The organism is Acutalibacter intestini (assembly GCF_034334985.1).
Lineage (GTDB): Bacteria > Bacillota > Clostridia > Oscillospirales > Acutalibacteraceae > Acutalibacter > Acutalibacter intestini.
The window spans coordinates 24,079-42,541 of sequence record NZ_JAWXXL010000010.1 but is presented as its reverse complement, the minus strand read 5'-3'; the positions used below and the strand labels follow the sequence as shown (position 1 = coordinate 42,541).

Below are 18,463 nucleotides of genomic sequence, written 5' to 3'. Positions count from 1 at the left end.
TGAGAAAAAAGCACAACTTTTTACCGCTTTCTCCCGGCGTCCTCTTCATTTAGAGTGCAGATGAAAGCCGTTTCTACCACATCTCGCTTTTTTTCAAGCCTTATAGTAAACACGCTTGAAAGCCGGTCGATACCGGTTTTTTTCAAGCCAGGCGGCGATGCCGTCTGGTCCAAAAGAGGAAGATCATCTCTTTGGGGCCGCGTTAGCGATCCCCCCGCTTTCCTTAGGATATGGGGCAAAACCCAAAATGAAAAATGGGCATTTCCTAAAAAATGCCCATTCATACCTGCGCTAAATTTTTAGGCGGGACTCACGTCAGAAGCCACCTCGTCCTCAGGTTCTAGGACAAAATCTTCATCCTCGTCCTCGTCGTCAAAGCTGAAATCCAGCTCTTCCGGCGCTTCTTCCTTATAGACCTTAGGCAGCTCTGGCATAGGCTCCAGCGGCTGGTCTTTACTCTCAATCTCTACCTCGCCGTAGCACTTCAGGCCTGTGCCCGCGGGCACCAGCTTGCCAATAATCACGTTCTCCTTCAGGCCCACCAGCGAGTCCACCTTGCCCTTAATGGCCGCGTCGGTGAGCACCCGGGTGGTCTCCTGGAAGGAGGCGGCGGACATAAAGCTGTCTGTGGCCAACGAGGCCTTGGTAATACCCAGCAGGATGGGGGTATAGGCAGCTTCCCGCAGCTGGGTCTCTCCTGCCTCTTTGCGACTGCGGATATCCTCATTGGCAAATAGCACCTCGTTCTTGTCCGCCAAAGCGCCTACCATCAGGCCCGTGTCTCCCGCGTCATCCACCCGCACTTTGCGCAGCATTTGCCGCACGATGATCTCAATATGCTTGTCGTTGATGTCCACGCCCTGCATCCGATAGGTGCGCTGCACCTCTTGAATCAGGTAGTTCTGCACCTCCTGGGTGCCGCTGATAGCCAGCACGTCGTGGGGGCTCACCGATCCCTCGGTAATGCGCTTGCCCCGCTTAATATACTCGCCCTCGCTTACCGTGACCCGGGACCCGAAGGGAATCAGGTACGAACGGCTGTCGCCGGTCTCGTCATCGGTAACCACCACGTGGCGGTTCTTCTTAATTTCCTCAAAGGTGACCTTACCGTCGATCTCGTTGATAATGGCCACGTGCTTGGGCTTGCGGCCCTCAAACAGCTCGTCGATGCGGGGCAGACCCTGGGTGATGTCCTCCGCGCTGGCCACGCCGCCGGTATGGAACGTACGCATGGTCAGCTGGGTACCAGGTTCGCCAATGGACTGAGCCGCGATAATTCCCACAGCCTCGCCCACCTGCACCGGCTTGCCGGTGGCCAGGGACGCGCCGTAGCAGCGCTTGCACACACCGCTCTTAGACCGGCAGGTAAGCACCGAGCGAATCTCAATGCGCTCCGTGCCCCGGCTAATGATCAGGTCCGCGTCCTCGTCCGTCATCAGCTTATCCCGAGAGACTAATACATTGCCGTCCTCGCCACAATAGTCCTCTACCAGGTACCGGCCCACCAGACGCTCCTTCAGGGGCTCGATAGACTCTGGACCAGAGGTGATCTCAAATACCTCAATGCCCTCGTGGGTGCCGCAGTCCTCCTCGCGGATAACCACCTCTTGGGAAACGTCCACCAGGCGGCGGGTCAGATAGCCCGAGTCCGCGGTGCGCAGGGCGGTGTCGGTGGTGCCCTTCCGGGCGCCCCGGGAGGAGATGAAGTATTCCAGCACGTTCAGGCCTTCGCGGTAGTTGGACTTAATGGGAATTTCAATGGTTTTGCCAGAGGTATTGGAGATGTTGCCCCGCATACCCGCCAGCTGGTTTAGGTTGGAGATGGTGCCCCGGGCGCCGGAGTCTGCCATCATGTAGATGGGGTTATACCGGTCCAGGCCCCGCTGCAAGGCGTTGGCCACGTCCTTTGTACACTTGTCCCAGACCTTCAGCACCGCCTCGTAGCGCTCCCGCTCCGAGAGGAAGCCCTCGCTGTACTCCCCGGCAATCTCGTTGATTTCCTGTTCGGCGGCGCTGACCAGCTCCTTTTTGTCGGCGGGAATGGTGGCGTCGCACACGGCCACCGTAATGCCGCTGATGGTGGAGTATTTGTAGCCCTGGGCCTTAATCTCGTCCAGCACCTCGGCGGAGCGCTCGGTTCCGTGCACCTTGATGCAGCGCTCGATAATCTGCCCCAGCTGCTTTTTGCCCACCAAGAAGTCCACCTCAAACTTCAGGGCGTTTTCCGGCACGGACCGGTCCACAAAGCCCAAGTCTTGCGGGATAGGCCGGTTAAAAATCATCCGGCCCATGGTGGTCTCCACCATGCCGCTGAACTTCTCGCCATGTACCTCCACGGTACGGCGCACCTTTATTTTTGCGTGCAGGCTGATAATACGGGCGTCGTAGGCCATCATGGCCTCTTCCATGTTGCGGAACGCTTTGCCCTCTCCTATCTCCCCGTCCTTGTCCAGGGTCAGGTAGTAGGATCCCAGCACCATGTCCTGGGTAGGCACGGTGACGGGGCGACCGTCCGAGGGCTTCAGCAGGTTGTTGGCGGCCAGCATCAGGAACCGGGCCTCAGCCTGGGCCTCGGCGGAAAGGGGCACGTGCACGGCCATCTGGTCTCCGTCAAAGTCCGCGTTGTACGCGGTACACACCAGGGGGTGCAGCTTAAGAGCCCGGCCCTCTACCAGCACCGGCTCGAAAGCTTGAATGCCTAGGCGGTGTAGGGTGGGCGCACGGTTCAGCAGCACTGGGTGGTTCTTAATGACCACCTCCAAAGAATCCCACACCTCGGGCTTAGCCCGCTCCACCGCTTTACGGGCGGCCTTAATATTACCCACCGCGCCGGTCTCTACCAGGCGCTTCATCACAAAGGGCTTGAAGAGTTCCAGGGCCATCTCTTTGGGCAGGCCGCACTGGTACATCTTCAGCTCTGGGCCAACCACGATAACAGAACGCCCCGAGTAGTCCACCCGCTTGCCCAACAGGTTTTGGCGGAATCTGCCCTGTTTGCCCTTCAGCATGTCAGAAAGGGACTTCAGGGGCCGGTTGTTGGGGCCTGTAACAGGCCTGCCCCGGCGGCCGTTGTCAATGAGGGCGTCCACGGCCTCTTGCAGCATTCTCTTTTCATTGCGTACAATAATATCCGGCGCACCCAGCTCCAAAAGGCGCTTCAGGCGGTTATTCCGGTTGATGACCCGGCGGTACAGGTCATTTAGGTCACTGGTGGCAAAGCGGCCGCCATCCAGCTGGACCATGGGCCGGATATCTGGGGGAATTACCGGCACCACGTCCAAAATCATCCATTCCGGCCGGTTGCCGGAAGCCCGGAAGGACTCCACCACCTCCAGGCGCTTGAGGATACGCATACGTTTCTGACCGCTGGCGGCCTCCAGCTCTTCCCGCAGGCTCACGGCCAGGGACTCTGGCTCCAGCTCGCACAGCAACTCTTTAATGGCCTCGGCGCCCATACCCGCTTTAAAGCCATCTTCGTACTTTTCCCGCAGGTCCCGGTACTCTTTTTCGGTGAGGGTCTGCATTTTAGAGAGCTCCTTCACCTCGCCCGGATCGGTAACAATATACAGGGCAAAGTACAATACTTTCTCCAAGATACGGGGGGAAAGATCCAAAATCAAGCCCATGCGGCTAGGGATGCCCTTAAAGTACCAAATGTGGGAGACCGGCGCCGCCAGCTCAATGTGGCCCATGCGCTCCCGGCGGACCTTGCTGCGGGTAACCTCCACGCCGCAGCGGTCGCAAACCTTGCCTTTATAGCGGATGCGCTTATACTTGCCGCAGTGGCACTCCCAGTCCTTGGTGGGCCCAAAGATGCGTTCACAGAACAAACCGTCCCGTTCGGGCTTTAGGGTTCGATAGTTGATGGTCTCGGGCTTTTTCACCTCGCCGTGGGACCATTCCCGCACCTTATCCGGCGAAGCCAAGCCGATCTTTATTGACTCAAACGTGTTGAATTCCATATGATACCCGCTTTCTTATGTCAATTTTGAGGAAAACGCGCTGGGAAAAACCATCGGCCTTAAAAATCATCCTCTTCCCCAGGGTCCGTGTCCATGTCGAAGTCCTCGTCATCCAGTCCGTCCCCATATTCGTCCTCTTCTTCCTCTTCGTCGAAGATCGGTTCGCCGTCCTCGTCCTCCATCGAGTAGCCCGCCAGGTCGTCGGCCACGTTGTCCTCATCAAACGCCTCGCCGCCGCCCAGGCCCACGTCATCCTCCTCATAGGTCTGCTTTAGGTCAATCTCCTCGTTGTTCTGATCCAGCACCTTCACGTCCAGGCCCAAAGACTGCAATTCCTTAATTAGCACCTTAAAGCTCTCGGGAATGCCCGGGGTGGGGATGTTCTGGCCCTTGACAATGGCCTCGTAGGTCTTGACGCGGCCCACCACGTCGTCAGATTTCACCGTCAGGATTTCTTGCAGGGTATACGCCGCGCCATAGGCCTCCAGGGCCCACACCTCCATCTCGCCAAAACGCTGGCCGCCAAACTGGGCCTTGCCGCCCAAAGGCTGCTGGGTAACCAGAGAGTAGGGGCCGGTGCTGCGGGCGTGTATTTTATCGTCCACCAGATGGTGCAGCTTCAGATAATACATAAAGCCCACTGTTACAGGGTTGTCAAAATACTCGCCGGTACGGCCGTCCCGCAGGAAGAACTTTCCATCCTCGTGCATATTGCCCATACGGAAGCACTCGCGGATGTCCGCCTCGTGGGCGCCGTCAAACACGGGGGTCATGATCTTCCATCCCAGTGCGTTGGCCGCCATGCCCAGGTGCACCTCCAGCACCTGGCCGATGTTCATGCGGCTGGGCACGCCCAGGGGGTTCAGCACAATGTCCAGAGGCGTGCCGTCAGGCAGGAAGGGCATCTCTTCCTCTGGCAGAATGCGGGAGACCACGCCCTTGTTGCCGTGGCGGCCGGCCATCTTGTCTCCCACGCTAATTTTCCGCTTCTGGGCAATATAGCAGCGCACCACCTTGTTGACCCCAGGAGAGAGCTCGTCGTGGCTGTTCTCTCGGTTAAAGACCTTTACGTCCACCACCACGCCGTACTCGCCGTGGGGCACCCGCAGGGAGGTATCCCGCACTTCCCGGGCTTTTTCACCAAAGATGGCCCGCAGCAGCCGCTCCTCGGCAGTAAGCTCCGTCTCGCCCTTAGGGGTCACCTTGCCCACCAGAATATCCCCGGCGCGCACGTCCGCGCCCACCCGGATAATGCCCCGGTCGTCCAGGTCCCGCAGCAGCTCCTCGTTGACATTGGGAATATCCCGGGTAATCTCCTCGGGGCCCAGCTTGGTGTCCCGGGCCTCCATCTCGTACTCTTCAATATGAATGGAGGTATACACGTCGTTGCGCACAATCTTCTCGTTGAGCAGCACCGCGTCCTCATAGTTGTAGCCCTCCCAGGTCATAAAGCCGATGAGGGCGTTTTTGCCCAGGGCGATCTCACCGTTCTTAATCGCCGGGCCGTCGGCAATCACGCTGCCCTTTTCCACCCGGTCGCCCACATCCACCACAGGCACCTGGTTGATGCAGGTGCTCTGGTTGGAGCGCATGAACTTGATAATCTCATAGTCGTCGGTGTCCCCGTTGTCCGCGGTAACCCGCACCCGGTTGGCGCTGACAGACTTCACCACGCCGCCCCGCCGGGCCAGCACACATACGCCGGAGTCCACCCCGGCCTTATACTCCATGCCGGTGCCCACAATGGGGCTCTCGGTCTTAATCAGAGGCACAGCCTGACGCTGCATGTTAGAGCCCATCAGGGCCCGGTTCGCGTCGTCATTTTCCAGGAAGGGAATGCAGGCCGTGGCCACAGAGACCATCATCCGGGGGGTAATGTCCATATAGTCCGCCTTAGAGGCCTCTACCTCCACAAACTCGTCCCGGTAGCGGCCCACCACCCGGTCGTGTACAAAATGGCCTTCCTCGTCCAGAGGGGTGTTGGCCTGGGCCACGATATAGGCGTCCTCCACGTCGGCGGTCATATACTCCACCTGGTCGGTAACCCGGCCCGTGGCCTTGTCCACTTTGCGGAAGGGGGCCTCTAAAAATCCGTATTCGTTGACCCGGGCAAAGGTCGCCAGGTACGAAATCAGGCCGATGTTGGGGCCTTCTGGGGTCTCAATGGGGCACATGCGGCCATAGTGGGTGTAGTGCACGTCCCGCACCTCAAAGCTGGCGCGGTCACGGGAGAGGCCGCCCGGACCCAGGGCCGAAAGCCGGCGCTTGTGGGTCAGCTCGGCCAGGGGATTGGTCTGGTCCATAAACTGGCTAAGGGGCGAGGAGCCGAAAAACTCCCGAATAGCCGCCACCACTGGGCGGATATTGATCAGAGAATGGGGCGTCAGCTGCTCCAAATCCTGGGCCTGTAGGGTCATACGCTCCCGAATGACCCGCTCCAGCCGGGCAAAACCGATACGCACCTGATTTTGCAGCAGCTCACCCACTGAACGGATGCGCCGGTTGCCCAGGTGGTCAATATCGTCAATAACACCCAGGCCCACGGCCAGGCAGTTCATATAGTTAATACTGGCGAAAATATCCTCGATCATGATGCGGTTGGGGATCAGGTCGCCCCGCCGGGCCCGCAGGGCGGACTTCAGCTTTTTCTGGTCCTCTCCGCACTCCTCCAAAATGGAGGTGAGCACAGAGAAGCTAACCCGCTCGTTAATACCACACTCCCCGTTGGCGTCGAAGTCCACATACTTCTGGATGTCCACCATGCCGTTGGAGAGGATTTTCACCGGCTTCCCCTCCAAATCCACGGTTACGGAGGTCACCCCCGCGTCATCCAGCTTTTCCGCCAGCTCCCGGGTCACGGTAACGCCCACATCCGCCAAGATTTCCCCGGTCAGGGGGTCCGGCACAGGCTCCGCCAGGGTCTGGCCGGTCAGGCGGCCCTCCAGCCGCAGCTTCTTATTGTATTTATAGCGGCCCACCCGGGAAAGATCATACCGGCGGGGATCAAAAAACAGGCTGTGCAGGTGGGACTGGGCACTTTCCAGGGTGGGGGGCTCGCTGGGGCGGAGCTTGCGGTAAATCTCAAACAGTCCCTCTTCCACCGAGTGGCAGGTGTCCTTCTCCATGGTGGCCCGCATCCGGTCGTCATCGCCGAACACGTCCAAAATCTGCTGGTCCGTGCCCAGGCCCAGGCAGCGGATGAGCACCGTAATCGGGATCTTCCGGTTTTTGTCAATGCGTACGTAAAACACGTCGTTCACATCGTTCTCATACTCCAGCCAAGCTCCTCGATTGGGGATAATGGTGGAGCTAAAAAGCTCTTTGCCAGAGCGGTCGTAGTCCATTTTAAAATATACGCCAGGGGAACGCACCAGCTGGGAGACGATGACCCGCTCCGCGCCGTTGATAACAAACGTGCCGCTTTGGGTCATCAGGGGGAAATCCCCCATAAAGACCTCGCTCTCTTTAATCTCTCCGCTCTCCTTGTTCAGCAGCCGCGCGGTTACCCGCAGGGCCGCGGCGTAAGTGGCGTCACGCTCTTTGCACTCGGTCACACTATAGTTGGGCTTGTCGTCCAGCTTGTAGTCCACGAAATCCAGCACCAGGTTATTGTTAAAGTCCGTAATACCCGATACATCCTCAAAGACCTCTTTAAGGCCCTCTTTCAGAAACCATTCGTATGAGTTCTTCTGGATTTCGATCAGGTTGGGCATATCCAATACTTCCTGGATTTTGCCAAAGCTCATGCGTGTGGTTTTTCCCAGCTGGACCGGTTTTACATTCACCATTTCGCGCAGCCACTCCTTTTTGTTTCCAAATTTTGGCTTCCATGAAATTACACAAAAAAACACTTTTTTTACGGCAACCACTTGACTCTTTTTCTGCTCTATGGTATAATCAGTTCAGTTATGGGGCCCCGGGTTACCTATATCGATACATTGTATTATTGTAAACGAATCAGGCTGTGTTGTCAAGGGCTGCCTGTGATTTTTTTTGCTTTTTTTGCCAAAACTCCGGTATTTTTTATATATAAACCCCCTGAACATGCGGGATGTAAAGAAAAAGAGCTGCCTCCAGCGAGGCAGCTCTTCCTGATTGATCTAATATTTTTCAATGGTGCCTTCCATGGTGCCCGCCCCCATGATGTCCGCCGCTCTGGCTGCCGTACCCCGCGCCACAGCTGCCGGTATGGTATCCTGTGCAATCCCTGCCGTGCTGGGGGCAGACCTGGCTCAAGTTATCATTCACCGCGTACGAGTCATCCACAACCGGAGCCGCGTCGTTCACCTGGGCCTCATGATACCCCGTACAGCTGCCGCCATGCTGGGGGCACGCCGCCGGGCCGGCCTCAGAGTGGCAGACAACACTGCTGGCACAGGCATGGTTGCAGGTCAGTCCCCAGTTAATATGGGCCAGCAGCGCGGCCAGCGTACTTCCAGAGAGTGGGCCCGCCGCAAAAGCCTGCACAGTCAGCCCCGCGCCCAACGCCAAACTTAGCAAAACAGAAAATAGTTTTTTCATACGTGAACCCTCCAGAAAAAATTCATGAAAATTATTATAGCAAACGACCTTTGGTGCCTCCTGGTACGCCTGCGCAATAAACAGCGGCTACCTCCAGATCAAAGGATACTCTCTACTAGGGCTTGTTAGAAACATCGAAAACGCCGTCTTTTGGCCCAGAAAGCGGCCCCTTTTCGCATGGAAAGTCCTCGTCAACCGGCTCGGTTGACTTGCGGGATTCTCCTTGCAATGGACCTCCCCCTTAGTCAAACATTCATCATTCTCTCTATGTTCAAACAGGCCCTAAGACCCTTTAAAAACATTATAGCATTCCAGCAAAAATTGTCAAGGGACTTTGCGGGTGAAAACCGGCCAAACCCACAAGAGCGCCCAAATCCACAGGCGTGTCCACGGGAGTGTCCGAAAAGAAGCGTTTATGACGAAAGAGTGGAGTCTCACCTGCCGATGAAATCGGCTGGGTTCGGTGGGGTCAGGGCGCTCCCCCCTGGGGGGCTTCCCCCTCCGGCGGTGGAGAGTTGGCAAAGCCAGGTCTCCAAACCCCGCAACCTTTGAAAAGGGCGAGGGTCGCCATGTGGCAAAGAGTGGACGCTTTGCATCAGCTCTCGTCCCGAGCCGACCGAAGCGGCAGCGGAGACGACAAAACTTTTCATGGCTCTCGCCGGGAGCTTGTTTTTTATCTCCTCGTTTTGGGCACTCCCCGTGTCCACCTCCCTATTGAAATACTTCGAAAAACATGGTATGATAGAACATAATTGTATTTTGTTTAGAAAGGTCGTGTCGCTTATGCCAACCGTCCAAGGCCACGAGGCACTGGTAGTACTGGATTTCGGCGGACAGTACGCCCAGCTCATCGCCCGCCGGGTCCGTGACCTGAAAGTTTACTGCGAGATCAAGCCCTTTAATACCCCGCCCCAGCAGCTGGCCCGGTACAAGGGCATTATCTTTACCGGCGGCCCAGGCAGCGTCTATGCCCCCCACGCTCCCCTTTGCAGCCCCCAGGTGTTCCAGCTGGGGGTGCCTGTGCTTGGCATCTGTTACGGGACCCAGGTGATGGCCCATGTGCTGGGCGGCAAGGTGGAGCCCACCAGCGCGCCAGAGTTTGGTAAAACCGACACAACGTTTGACGCCTCCTCTCCCCTCTTTACCAATGTGTCAAAAAGCGTCACCTGGATGAGCCACAACGATGCCGTGGCCGGGCTGCCCCAGGGGTTTAGCGCCTGCGCCCACAGCGCTGGGTGCCCGGTAGCGGCCATGGAAAACCGGGAGCAGCGGCTGTATGGGGTGCAGTTCCACCCAGAGGTGGCCCACACAGAGCAGGGAAACCAGATTCTCAAGAACTTTCTATATAACGTATGTCAATGCCAGGGCGACTGGGAAATGGGTTCCTTCGCCCAAGAGACCATTGCGGCTCTTAAAGAGCATATTGGCGGCCGGCGGGTGCTGTGTGGCCTTTCCGGCGGAGTGGACTCCTCTGTGGCAGCCATGATGGTGCACCGGGCCATTGGCAAGAATTTAACCTGTATCTTTGTGGACCACGGCCTTTTGCGCAAGGGCGAGGGCGACCTGGTGGAGCAGGTCTTTCAAAAAGAATTCGACATGAACATTATCCGGGTCAATGCGGGAGAGCGCTTTTTGGGCAAACTAGCCGGGGTAACCGAGCCGGAACGCAAGCGGAAGATCATTGGCGAGGAATTTATTCGAGTGTTTGAGGCCGAGGCAGCTAAACTGGGCCAGATGGAGCTGTTGTGCCAGGGCACTATTTACCCCGACGTGGTAGAGAGCGGAACAGGACAGGCGGCTGTGATCAAGTCTCATCATAATGTAGGCGGTCTGCCGGAAGATATTGGCTTTGAGGGCTTGGTAGAGCCCCTGCGGGACCTGTTCAAGGACGAGGTGCGGCGTGTGGGCCTGGAGCTGGGCATCCCAGAAGCGCTGGTATGGCGCCAGCCTTTCCCTGGGCCAGGGCTGGCGGTGCGGATCATTGGCGAAGTGACTCCAGAACGGGTGCGGCTGCTGCAAGAGGCTGATGCCATCTTCCGGGAGGAAGTGGCAAATAGCGGCCTGGAGCGGGAGATTGGCCAGTACTTTGCAGTGCTCACCGGCACGAAGAGTGTGGGCGTAATGGGCGACGGTCGCAGCTATGGGGAGACCATTGCGCTGCGGGCAGTGAACACCACTGACTTTATGACAGCAGACTGGGTACATCTGCCCTATGAGCTTTTGGGTAAGGCATCCAATCGGATTGTAAACGAGGTGCCAGGGATTACGCGGGTGGTTTATGATGTGACCAGTAAGCCGCCGGCGACGATTGAGTGGGAATGATTTCGGAGGCCCGGAAAAGCCTGATATGACTGGGTTTTTGAGGGGTTAAGGCCCTTTGTGGCAACGATTTGGCAACATTTTTTCATTATTCATAAAAAGAGAGCTAACTGATTTTGATTAGTCAGTTAGCTCTCTTTTTCTTTTTATTATTATTTTGTGCAACAAACGGCCTCTCCCGTGGCCTACAAGTGAGAGGATCAAAAGAGGTCCTGGGGCGGCACCTTCACATAGTTCTGGGCCTTGTCAAATTCAGGGTAATGGTAGCGCCACTTGTCGTAATCCTCTTTGGAGATTTCGCCCGCCTCCAGCATGGCAGCGGCCTGCTGCCAGGAGCAAAGCATCTCATGCAACCGAGCAGCGTCCTTGCTCTTCCGCACATCAACCTTCAAGCAGACTTCTCCATCCGTCTCGCTGATCTTGAGCCCGTAGTTATCCTCCAGGGTAAACAGGGTGTGCATGAGTCCTACATAGGAGTCTATGTCCGGGACGGAGAGGGCATGGGGAGAGACATCCAGTACCTGGGCTAAGGCGGCGGTAAGGTCTGCCTTAGGGGTTCTTGATCCTGTTTCATACTGTGCCAAGCGCACATCGGCAGACTTCTCCGGGAAGCCCAGCGCCATGCCCAGATATTTCTGTGTCATCCCCCGCAGGAGACGGAAAAAGTGAATCCGTTCGCCAATCGCCATATTATCAACTCCAATCGTTGGTTGTCCTTAGGAAAAGCGTAGCAGAAATGCTTAGTAAAGTCAAGAGAATCTTAAACAATTTTATTTAATTTATTTTGCGTACTCCGATTGACACAAGCCATTTTGCTTAGTATAATGGCAATGGACTAAGCATAATAGCTTAGAACTGATAAATAAAAAAGAACTGCCGCAAGCCCTGGTTATACATCCGGGAAAAAGTGGCGGACGAAAGTGAGGAGGCATTTATGGAACACAATATCCATCCGCAGCAGCCATCAAAGAAGAAAGGAAGGTGTTTTCAATGCAGGCACAAAACTTTATGCGCGTGGAGGAAGTGGCCCAGGAGCTGGGCATCTCCAAGTCCCACGCCTACAAGTTGATCCACAAGCTCAACGCCGAACTCCGTGAGAAGGGCTATCTGACCATCTCCGGGCGGGTCAATCGGAACTTTTTCATGGAGAAGTTTTGCTATGGCAAGACGGGAAAGGAGGGCTAATCATGGCAATCTATAAGGAAGAAAAGACAAATACCTGGCGGGCGGTCTACCGCTACACTGACTGGAACGGCGAGCGCAAGCAGACCCAGAAGCGGGGCTTCAAGACCAAACGGGAGGCACAAGCCTGGGAGCGCGAACAGCTCAACAAGACCAGCGCTGATCTGGACATGACCTTTAAGAGCTTCGTGGATCTCTACACGGCGGATATGAAGACCCGGCTCAAGGAAAACACCTGGGCCACCAAGGATCACATCATCCGCACCAAGCTGCTACCCTACTTCGGCAAGCTGAAAATGTGTAACATCACTGCCCAGCAGATTATCACCTGGCAGAACGAGATGCTGAACCATAAGGATGAAAAGGGGCAGCCCTATTCACCTGTGTACCTTAAGACAGTTCACAATCAACTCAGTGCCATCTTCAACCACGCGGTTCGGTACTACAACCTCCGGGAAAATCCCTGCAAGAAGGCGGGCAGCATGGGCAAAAAGAAAAACCGGGAGATGATGTTCTGGACCAAGGAGCAGTACCTGAAATTTGCCGAGGTGATGATGGACAAGCCGCTATCCTTCTACGCCTTTGAGATGCTCTACTGGTGCGGTATCCGGGAGGGGGAGCTGCTGGCCCTGACCCCGGCGGACTTTGACTTTGAGAAGCGCACCGTGTCTATCAACAAGTCCTATCAGCGTCTGAACGGCGAGGACCTGATTACTACCCCCAAGACGGAAAAGAGCAATCGGGTCATCACCATGCCGCAATTTCTGGCTGAGGAAATCCAGGATTACATCAAAATGCTTTACGGCATCGGGCCGGATGACCGGATGTTCACCGTCACCAAGAGTTATCTCCACCGGGAGATGGACCGGGGAGCCAAAGAAGCGGGAGTACCGCGTATCAGAATCCACGATATTCGTCACAGCGCGGTTTCACTTCTGATCGACATGGGGTTCTCTGCCACGGCCATCGCGGACCGAGTGGGCCATGAGAGCATTGACATCACTTACAACTACGCACACCTGTTTCCGTCCAAGCAGGCGGAAATGGCAGACAAATTGAACATGGAAAGGGGCAATTAAAAATGTCAGCAAAGAATTTGGACAAGCACAACCGTTGGAGGAACAAGACCGTGGCTTTCCGGGTCTCCCCGGAGGAGGACGCCCAGATCGAGACGGCGGTGAAGCTCACCGGCCTGACCAAGCAGGATTACATCATCCGGCGGCTGCTTTGCCGGGATGTGGTGGTCCAGGGAAACCCCAGGGTCTACAAGGCGCTGCGGGACCAGCTGGCCGCTGTACTGGACGAGCTGCGCAAGATTGAAGCTGGACAGGGCGTGAACGATGAGCTGCTGGACACCATCCAGATGATCGCTGCCATTATGAATGGGATGCAGGAGGACTTTGCCTATGACCGATGAGAAAAAGAAAATGACCGCCCAGGGCTCATCTGTTGGCGCAGATGAGCCCTGGGCGGTCAATCTCTCAAAATTACAAGACCACTATACCAGACCCGGACGAAAAAAGCAATTCCCCGGAAAGAGATTTGGAGGAACTTTACCAGAAAATGCGCCGCATGAGCGACCCGGCTTACCTGCACACTGTGACTCTAGACGAGCTGATGGACAATGTGTTCGAGGGCAAGTCTGCGGTGATTGAGAACCTGCTCTATACAGGAGCGTACATCCTTGCTGGAGCGCCCAAAATCGGTAAGTCCTTCTTGGTGGCGCAGATCGCCCACCATGTCAGCACTGGGCAAGATCTGTGGGGCTACAAAGTCCACCAGGGAACCGTGCTCTATCTTGCTCTGGAAGATGACGAGAGCCGTTTGCAGCGCCGGATGTTCCGTATGTTTGGCGTGGAGGGGACAAGCTCCCTCCACTTCGCCACAAGCGCCAAGATGATCGGCGGTGGCCTGGATGAACAGCTGGAAAAGTTTGTCCGGGAACACAGCGATACCAAACTCATTATCGTGGATACCCTGCAAAAAGTCCGAGAAGCGGTGAGCGACAGCTACAGCTATTCCAGCGACTATGAGGTGATCGGCAAGCTGAAGCAATTTGCCGATCGGTATGGGGTCTGCGTCCTGATCGTCCACCACACCAGAAAGCAGCCTGCGGGAGACAGCTTTGAGATGATTTCTGGTACAACCGGCTTGCTGGGCTGTGCGGATGGGGCGTTCCTGATGCAGAAGGTGAAGCGAACGGATAGCAAGGCTACCCTGGAGGTGGTAGGCAGAGACCAGCCGGATCAGCGGTTATATCTGAGCAAAGACCAAGAGAGCCTGGTTTGGGGTCTCGACCATGCAGAGAATGAGCTTTGGAAGCAGCCTCCGGACCCAGTGCTGGAAGCTGTGGCAAAAATTGTGTCTGCTGACAACCGGGAATGGGAAGGCAGTCCCACCGAGCTGGCCCAAGCGATTCAAACGGATATGGCGGTGAACCGTCTTACCAAGCATTTGAATGTGAATGCCAGCCGCTTACTGGAAGAACATCAGGTAAAGTATGAGAACAAAACCAAGCATGCTGGACGGCGTATCCGGCTGACTTACATGGTGGTGGAAGCACCCGCGTTTGAAGTAATCGAATAAAGCGCGACGCTCGCAACGGTCGCGACGGTGTTTTGAGGGGTACTCCCAGCACTGTTGCGACCGTCGCAACCGTCGCGGAACGAAAAAACTGGGGTGGGTATTTTACCACCTCATCTTCCGGGAGGGTGCTCTAAAATGGGGCACCCTAAAAGTACCAGAGGATGTCGCGTTTCACGACAACCTATGCCCCGAAACAGGATACCTGGTACAGGGTCAAAAAGTGTTCGGAGAACGCGCAGCCACAGAATGAAATTCTGTGTTCAAAAGGGGCTTGGGGGCGTTGCCCTCGACAAGCAGACGGCAGGAAATGTGGAGTGTGTATTAACACTCGCATTGCTTGCCAGTCGTGTGTGTGGCTATCCACACGCATTGCTTGCCTGTATCTAAAACAACCAAAACGGCCCTTGTGCCGCTGCGGAAAATCAACTGAAATTCAAGTATTGGGAGGTAACGAGTATGAGAAAGATTTTGTCCTGTGAGTTCAACCCGGACACTGCCTGCGTGGAGCTGTGCATGGAAGATGGAACCCTGTTGTCCATCGACTGCACCGCCGTGGAGAATGAGGTAGCGAACAGTATGTACCAGCGGTCAGAACTGGACTGGCTGATCTATAATGATCCGCTGGCCTATGCGGAACTGATTTTGAACGGCGACATTGCCAACTATCTAAAAAGCGCCAGTTATATGAACGATAAAAGTTAAGCGTACTAGATGAATGTTATTTTTAAAACATGACAATTTCGTTATTGACAAATTCGATTGTCTAGTATATAATGAGAGTAACGCGAAAGAGAAACTTTTTTTAAAACGAGCCTGTTATTTATAGAACATGACAAATGGGGTGAAAGGATGAAATTGCAGGACCTTGCGAGTGTTCGCAGTGGCCTGGTCTTGTCGAGAAAACAAGCCAAAGAGCCAAGTGAGTATCGATATCCCTTGATAAATCTGCGGTGTATCCAGCAGGAAGGGACAATTCAATTGAATGAGGCCGATATCTATGAAGCAAAAGAACCGCTGAAAGAAGAATACCTCTCGCAAAGCGGAGATATCATTGTCCGCCTTACAGCTCCCTATACAGCAGTTCTGATTGATGAAACTACATCTGGAATGGTGGTTTCCTCAAACTTTGTAGTGATTCGAGTTGAAGATGAGAGCCTGTTGCCCGAGTACCTTTTCTGGCTGCTGAACACCCAAAAAGTGAAGCGGAAAGTTTACGAAAACACGACTAGCAATATGCTTGGCGCAGTAACAGCAAAATTTTTGACGGACTTTGAACTGACGCTTCTTCCTCTTGAGGATCAGTACAAAATCGCACAACTAAATTTGCTGGCAAAGAAGGAGAATCAGCTTCTAAAAGAGTTGGCAACAGAAAAAGAAAAATTATATTCTTACCTACTAGATCAGGCGTACAAAAGAGCAAAGAAAGGAAAATGAAGATGACAACCAAAAAAGATATTGAGCAGATCCTGTGGAACGCTTGCGATAGTTTCCGTGGCAAGATTGACAGTTCCCGATATAAAGACTATATCCTCTCCATGCTGTTCGTAAAGTACCTCAGCGATGTTTCCAAAGAGAGGCGCGAAGGGTATATCAAACAGTATGACGGGGATATGCGCCGGGTGGAACGGGCCATGAGCCGGGAACGCTTTGCAATGGACGAGCAGTCTACCTTCGACTATCTCTATGCCAACCGGAACGATGCTGAAATTGGCCAGAAAATCAATGTGGCACTGAACCACATCGAGGAACACAACAGTGGAAAGCTACGCAATGTATTTCGGGCTATCGACTTCAACTCCCAGGTAGACTTCGGCGAACCCAAAGAGAAGAACGCTACCCTGCGCAACCTGCTGGAGGATTTCAACGGTCTGGATCTGCGTCCCAGTCAGCTGGGTTCCGCTGATATCATCGGAGATGCCTACGAGTACATGATTGCTATGTTCGCCTCTGACGCTGGAAAGAAGGGAGGCGAGTTCTTCACGCCAAGCCAGGTCTCTGAGCTGGTGGCTTCTCTGGTTCAGCCCAAGGAGAATGACCGAATCTACGACCCCACCTGCGGCAGTGGCGGTTTGTTGCTGAAAGCCTATAAAAAAGTACCCAGTGGCAAGGTGGCTATCTATGGCCAGGAGCTCAACGCTCAGACCTGGGCTCTCTGCACTATGAATATGTTCCTGCACGGTGTGGATGACGCCAGAATCTGGCAGGGCGATACCCTCTCCAATCCTCAGAATGTTGAGGATGATGATTTGATGAGCTTCCAGGTGGTGGTGGCAAATCCGCCGTTCAGTCTGGACAAGTGGGACAGCGGATTCCTCTCGGAGGCCGAAGCGGACAGCAAAGGCAAGAAGAAAATGTCCGCTGAACTGGACCCTTATCACCGTTTTAATTGGGGTGTTCCTCCCACTTCCAAAGGCGACTACGCCTTTGTGCTGCACATGCTTTCCAGCCTGGATGCGGAAAACGGCCGCATGGCGGTGGTGTTGCCTCATGGTGTTCTGTTTCGTGGAGCCAGCGAAGGAAAAATTCGCCGTCAGCTGGTTGAGATGAATCTGCTGGATGCAGTCATTGGCCTCCCTGCTAACCTGTTTTACGGCACCGGTATCCCTGCCTGTATTCTGGTATTCAAGAAGAACCGGACATGCCGGGATGTGCTGTTCATCGACGCCTCTGGGGACGGGAACTTCGAAAAGGGTAAGAACCAGAATATCCTGCGAGACAGCAATATTAAACGTATTGTCAATGCCTATCAAGCACGGCAGAACGAAGATAAATACAGCTATGTGGCCTCCTTCGACGAGATTAAAGAGAACGACTTCAACCTGAATATTCCTCGGTATGTGGATACCTTCGAGGAAGAAGAGCTGGTAGATATCGACGAGGTGCAGCGAAGCATTGCTGATATCGAGGCGGAACTGGCCCAGGTTCAAGCACAGATGAAGAAGTATCTGAAAGAGTTGGGGTTATAAGGAGGATAACATGGAGCGTATTAAAGATATTATCGTTGATGATAACTCTAATGTACGTGTATATTTGCTTAAAAAGAAGGGGTATAAAGGCCAATATGAAGCCGTTGTGTTTCCTAATGCACTGGATCAAAAAATCAAGGAGACCTATGCTACGAATTATGAGCACTTTTGTGGGGAAAGAAAGATTGCAGAATACGATAGTGTGCATAGTGAAAAAGGAACAATTAAAAAAATACCACTGGCTGACCTGCCGTATTGGAACAACATGATAGTTGCTTTATCTACCGCTGATCAGAATGGAATTATTTTAAATAAAGAGAATTTTACTGACAATTATGCTGCCATTGTATTAGCCTATGAGAGAGTAAAAGACGATCATGTTGAGAGAGCTTATTTAATCGCGCAGTATCGCAAAGTTGAATCATGGTATAAACGTAGTGTAAAATTCGGTTTTGTAGCAAATACCATTAAACAGAAGGATGAAGAGATTTTTGTACTTAATGGTTGTATCGATACTGCAATTGTTGCTGAAGATGTCTTTGTCCTTCAGGAGACAGCTTTTGAAAAAGTATTTAGTTATTATGAAAAATCAAAGCGTACCGTTGCCGCTAAGAAAGCTGAAATTGAAAATTGGAAATTCTTAGATAATCCAAAGTCATTTTATGAGGATGTTGTCGGCAAAAAAGGTGCGACCACGAAACTCGCACGTGCATTGGAGAAAGCAGTTGGAGATTTTTCTGCTTTAGAGCCTGCAACAGTAAAGCACACTCTTTCTCAGTATGATGAGTTTAAAGATCTTGCTTATGATAAGAATGATTGCATTAAGTTTACTCCGTCTGTAAGAGATTTGATTATAGATATTCTTCGGCTAACATATGCACGAGATTTGTTTTCTGATAGTTTGGTTCATACCAAGGGGGTATAGTT

At 54.0% G+C, this 18,463-nt stretch carries 13 protein-coding genes; 9 read left to right on the top strand and 4 right to left on the bottom strand.

Annotated elements, in window-relative coordinates; genetic code table 11:
* Window positions 1-299: 299 nt before the first annotated feature.
* The 3 genes from rpoC to U8U68_RS09660 all read right to left on the bottom strand — a co-directional run bounded on the left by rpoC (window position 300) and on the right by U8U68_RS09660 (window position 8,483).
* Window positions 300-3,962 (bottom strand): DNA-directed RNA polymerase subunit beta', encoded by a 3,663-nt coding sequence (gene rpoC / locus U8U68_RS09670; protein ID WP_322200605.1) that lies wholly within the window; start codon window positions 3,960-3,962, stop codon window positions 300-302.
* 59 nt (window positions 3,963-4,021) lie between these two features.
* Window positions 4,022-7,750, bottom strand: coding sequence for a DNA-directed RNA polymerase subunit beta (gene rpoB / locus U8U68_RS09665; protein WP_322200604.1), 3,729 nt, complete (start codon window positions 7,748-7,750; stop codon window positions 4,022-4,024).
* A gap of 322 nt (window positions 7,751-8,072) precedes the next feature.
* The gene (locus U8U68_RS09660; RefSeq protein ID WP_322200603.1) at window positions 8,073-8,483 is read right to left on the bottom strand and encodes a hypothetical protein; all 411 of its coding nucleotides are present in this window, start codon (window positions 8,481-8,483) and stop codon (window positions 8,073-8,075) included.
* Window positions 8,484-9,266: 783 nt separating this feature from the next.
* Between U8U68_RS09660 and guaA the strand changes: the two genes are divergently transcribed.
* Complete coding sequence (gene guaA / locus U8U68_RS09655; RefSeq protein ID WP_322200602.1) at window positions 9,267-10,805, top strand: glutamine-hydrolyzing GMP synthase; 1,539 nt, start codon at window positions 9,267-9,269, stop codon at window positions 10,803-10,805.
* Between the two features lie 197 nt (window positions 10,806-11,002).
* Here the strand turns inward: guaA and U8U68_RS09650 are convergent, their stop codons facing one another.
* Window positions 11,003-11,491, bottom strand: a complete 489-nt coding sequence (locus U8U68_RS09650; RefSeq protein WP_322200601.1) for a helix-turn-helix domain-containing protein — start codon at window positions 11,489-11,491, stop codon at window positions 11,003-11,005.
* Between the two features lie 301 nt (window positions 11,492-11,792).
* On the opposite strand from U8U68_RS09650, the gene U8U68_RS09645 reads away from it, so the two are divergent.
* From U8U68_RS09645 to U8U68_RS09610, 8 genes are all read left to right on the top strand, one after another.
* Entirely contained in the window at window positions 11,793-11,987 is a 195-nt protein-coding gene (locus U8U68_RS09645; RefSeq protein WP_322200600.1) for a helix-turn-helix transcriptional regulator, read from the top strand.
* Window positions 11,988-11,989: 2 nt separating this feature from the next.
* The gene (locus U8U68_RS09640; RefSeq protein ID WP_322200599.1) at window positions 11,990-13,063 is read left to right on the top strand and encodes a site-specific integrase; all 1,074 of its coding nucleotides are present in this window, start codon (window positions 11,990-11,992) and stop codon (window positions 13,061-13,063) included.
* 2 nt (window positions 13,064-13,065) lie between these two features.
* Window positions 13,066-13,401: a plasmid mobilization protein gene (locus U8U68_RS09635; protein ID WP_322200598.1), complete on the top strand. Its 336-nt coding sequence runs from the start codon at window positions 13,066-13,068 to the stop codon at window positions 13,399-13,401.
* A 41-nt stretch (window positions 13,402-13,442) separates the two neighbouring features.
* On the top strand, window positions 13,443-14,570 hold the full coding sequence (locus U8U68_RS09630) for an AAA family ATPase (protein ID WP_367575806.1): 1,128 nt from the start codon (window positions 13,443-13,445) through the stop codon (window positions 14,568-14,570).
* 456 nt (window positions 14,571-15,026) lie between these two features.
* Window positions 15,027-15,272, top strand: a complete 246-nt coding sequence (locus U8U68_RS09625; RefSeq protein WP_322200597.1) for a DUF6061 family protein — start codon at window positions 15,027-15,029, stop codon at window positions 15,270-15,272.
* A gap of 147 nt (window positions 15,273-15,419) precedes the next feature.
* Entirely contained in the window at window positions 15,420-16,004 is a 585-nt protein-coding gene (locus U8U68_RS09620) for a restriction endonuclease subunit S (RefSeq protein WP_322200596.1), read from the top strand.
* Between the two features lie 2 nt (window positions 16,005-16,006).
* Complete coding sequence (locus U8U68_RS09615) at window positions 16,007-17,536, top strand: type I restriction-modification system subunit M (protein ID WP_322200595.1); 1,530 nt, start codon at window positions 16,007-16,009, stop codon at window positions 17,534-17,536.
* Between the two features lie 10 nt (window positions 17,537-17,546).
* Window positions 17,547-18,461, top strand: a complete 915-nt coding sequence (locus U8U68_RS09610) for a Kiwa anti-phage protein KwaB-like domain-containing protein (RefSeq protein WP_322200594.1) — start codon at window positions 17,547-17,549, stop codon at window positions 18,459-18,461.
* The last annotated feature ends 2 nt before the right edge of the window (window positions 18,462-18,463 follow it).

What these genes read in the sequence shown, in the direction of transcription:
- rpoC (WP_322200605.1), bottom strand. Translation starts at nt 3,962, where the DNA reads ATGGAATTCAACACGTTTGAGTCAATAAAGATCGGCTTGGCTTCGCCG.
- U8U68_RS09660 (WP_322200603.1), bottom strand. Translation starts at nt 8,483, where the DNA reads ATGAAAAAACTATTTTCTGTTTTGCTAAGTTTGGCGTTGGGCGCGGGG.
- U8U68_RS09645 (WP_322200600.1), top strand. Translation starts at nt 11,793, where the DNA reads ATGCAGGCACAAAACTTTATGCGCGTGGAGGAAGTGGCCCAGGAGCTG.
- U8U68_RS09650 (WP_322200601.1), bottom strand. Translation starts at nt 11,491, where the DNA reads ATGGCGATTGGCGAACGGATTCACTTTTTCCGTCTCCTGCGGGGGATG.
- U8U68_RS09640 (WP_322200599.1), top strand. Translation starts at nt 11,990, where the DNA reads ATGGCAATCTATAAGGAAGAAAAGACAAATACCTGGCGGGCGGTCTAC.
- rpoB (WP_322200604.1), bottom strand. Translation starts at nt 7,750, where the DNA reads ATGGTGAATGTAAAACCGGTCCAGCTGGGAAAAACCACACGCATGAGC.
- U8U68_RS09610 (WP_322200594.1), top strand. Translation starts at nt 17,547, where the DNA reads ATGGAGCGTATTAAAGATATTATCGTTGATGATAACTCTAATGTACGT.
- U8U68_RS09625 (WP_322200597.1), top strand. Translation starts at nt 15,027, where the DNA reads ATGAGAAAGATTTTGTCCTGTGAGTTCAACCCGGACACTGCCTGCGTG.
- U8U68_RS09630 (WP_367575806.1), top strand. Translation starts at nt 13,443, where the DNA reads ATGAGCCCTGGGCGGTCAATCTCTCAAAATTACAAGACCACTATACCA.
- guaA (WP_322200602.1), top strand. Translation starts at nt 9,267, where the DNA reads ATGCCAACCGTCCAAGGCCACGAGGCACTGGTAGTACTGGATTTCGGC.
- U8U68_RS09620 (WP_322200596.1), top strand. Translation starts at nt 15,420, where the DNA reads ATGAAATTGCAGGACCTTGCGAGTGTTCGCAGTGGCCTGGTCTTGTCG.
- U8U68_RS09615 (WP_322200595.1), top strand. Translation starts at nt 16,007, where the DNA reads ATGACAACCAAAAAAGATATTGAGCAGATCCTGTGGAACGCTTGCGAT.
- U8U68_RS09635 (WP_322200598.1), top strand. Translation starts at nt 13,066, where the DNA reads ATGTCAGCAAAGAATTTGGACAAGCACAACCGTTGGAGGAACAAGACC.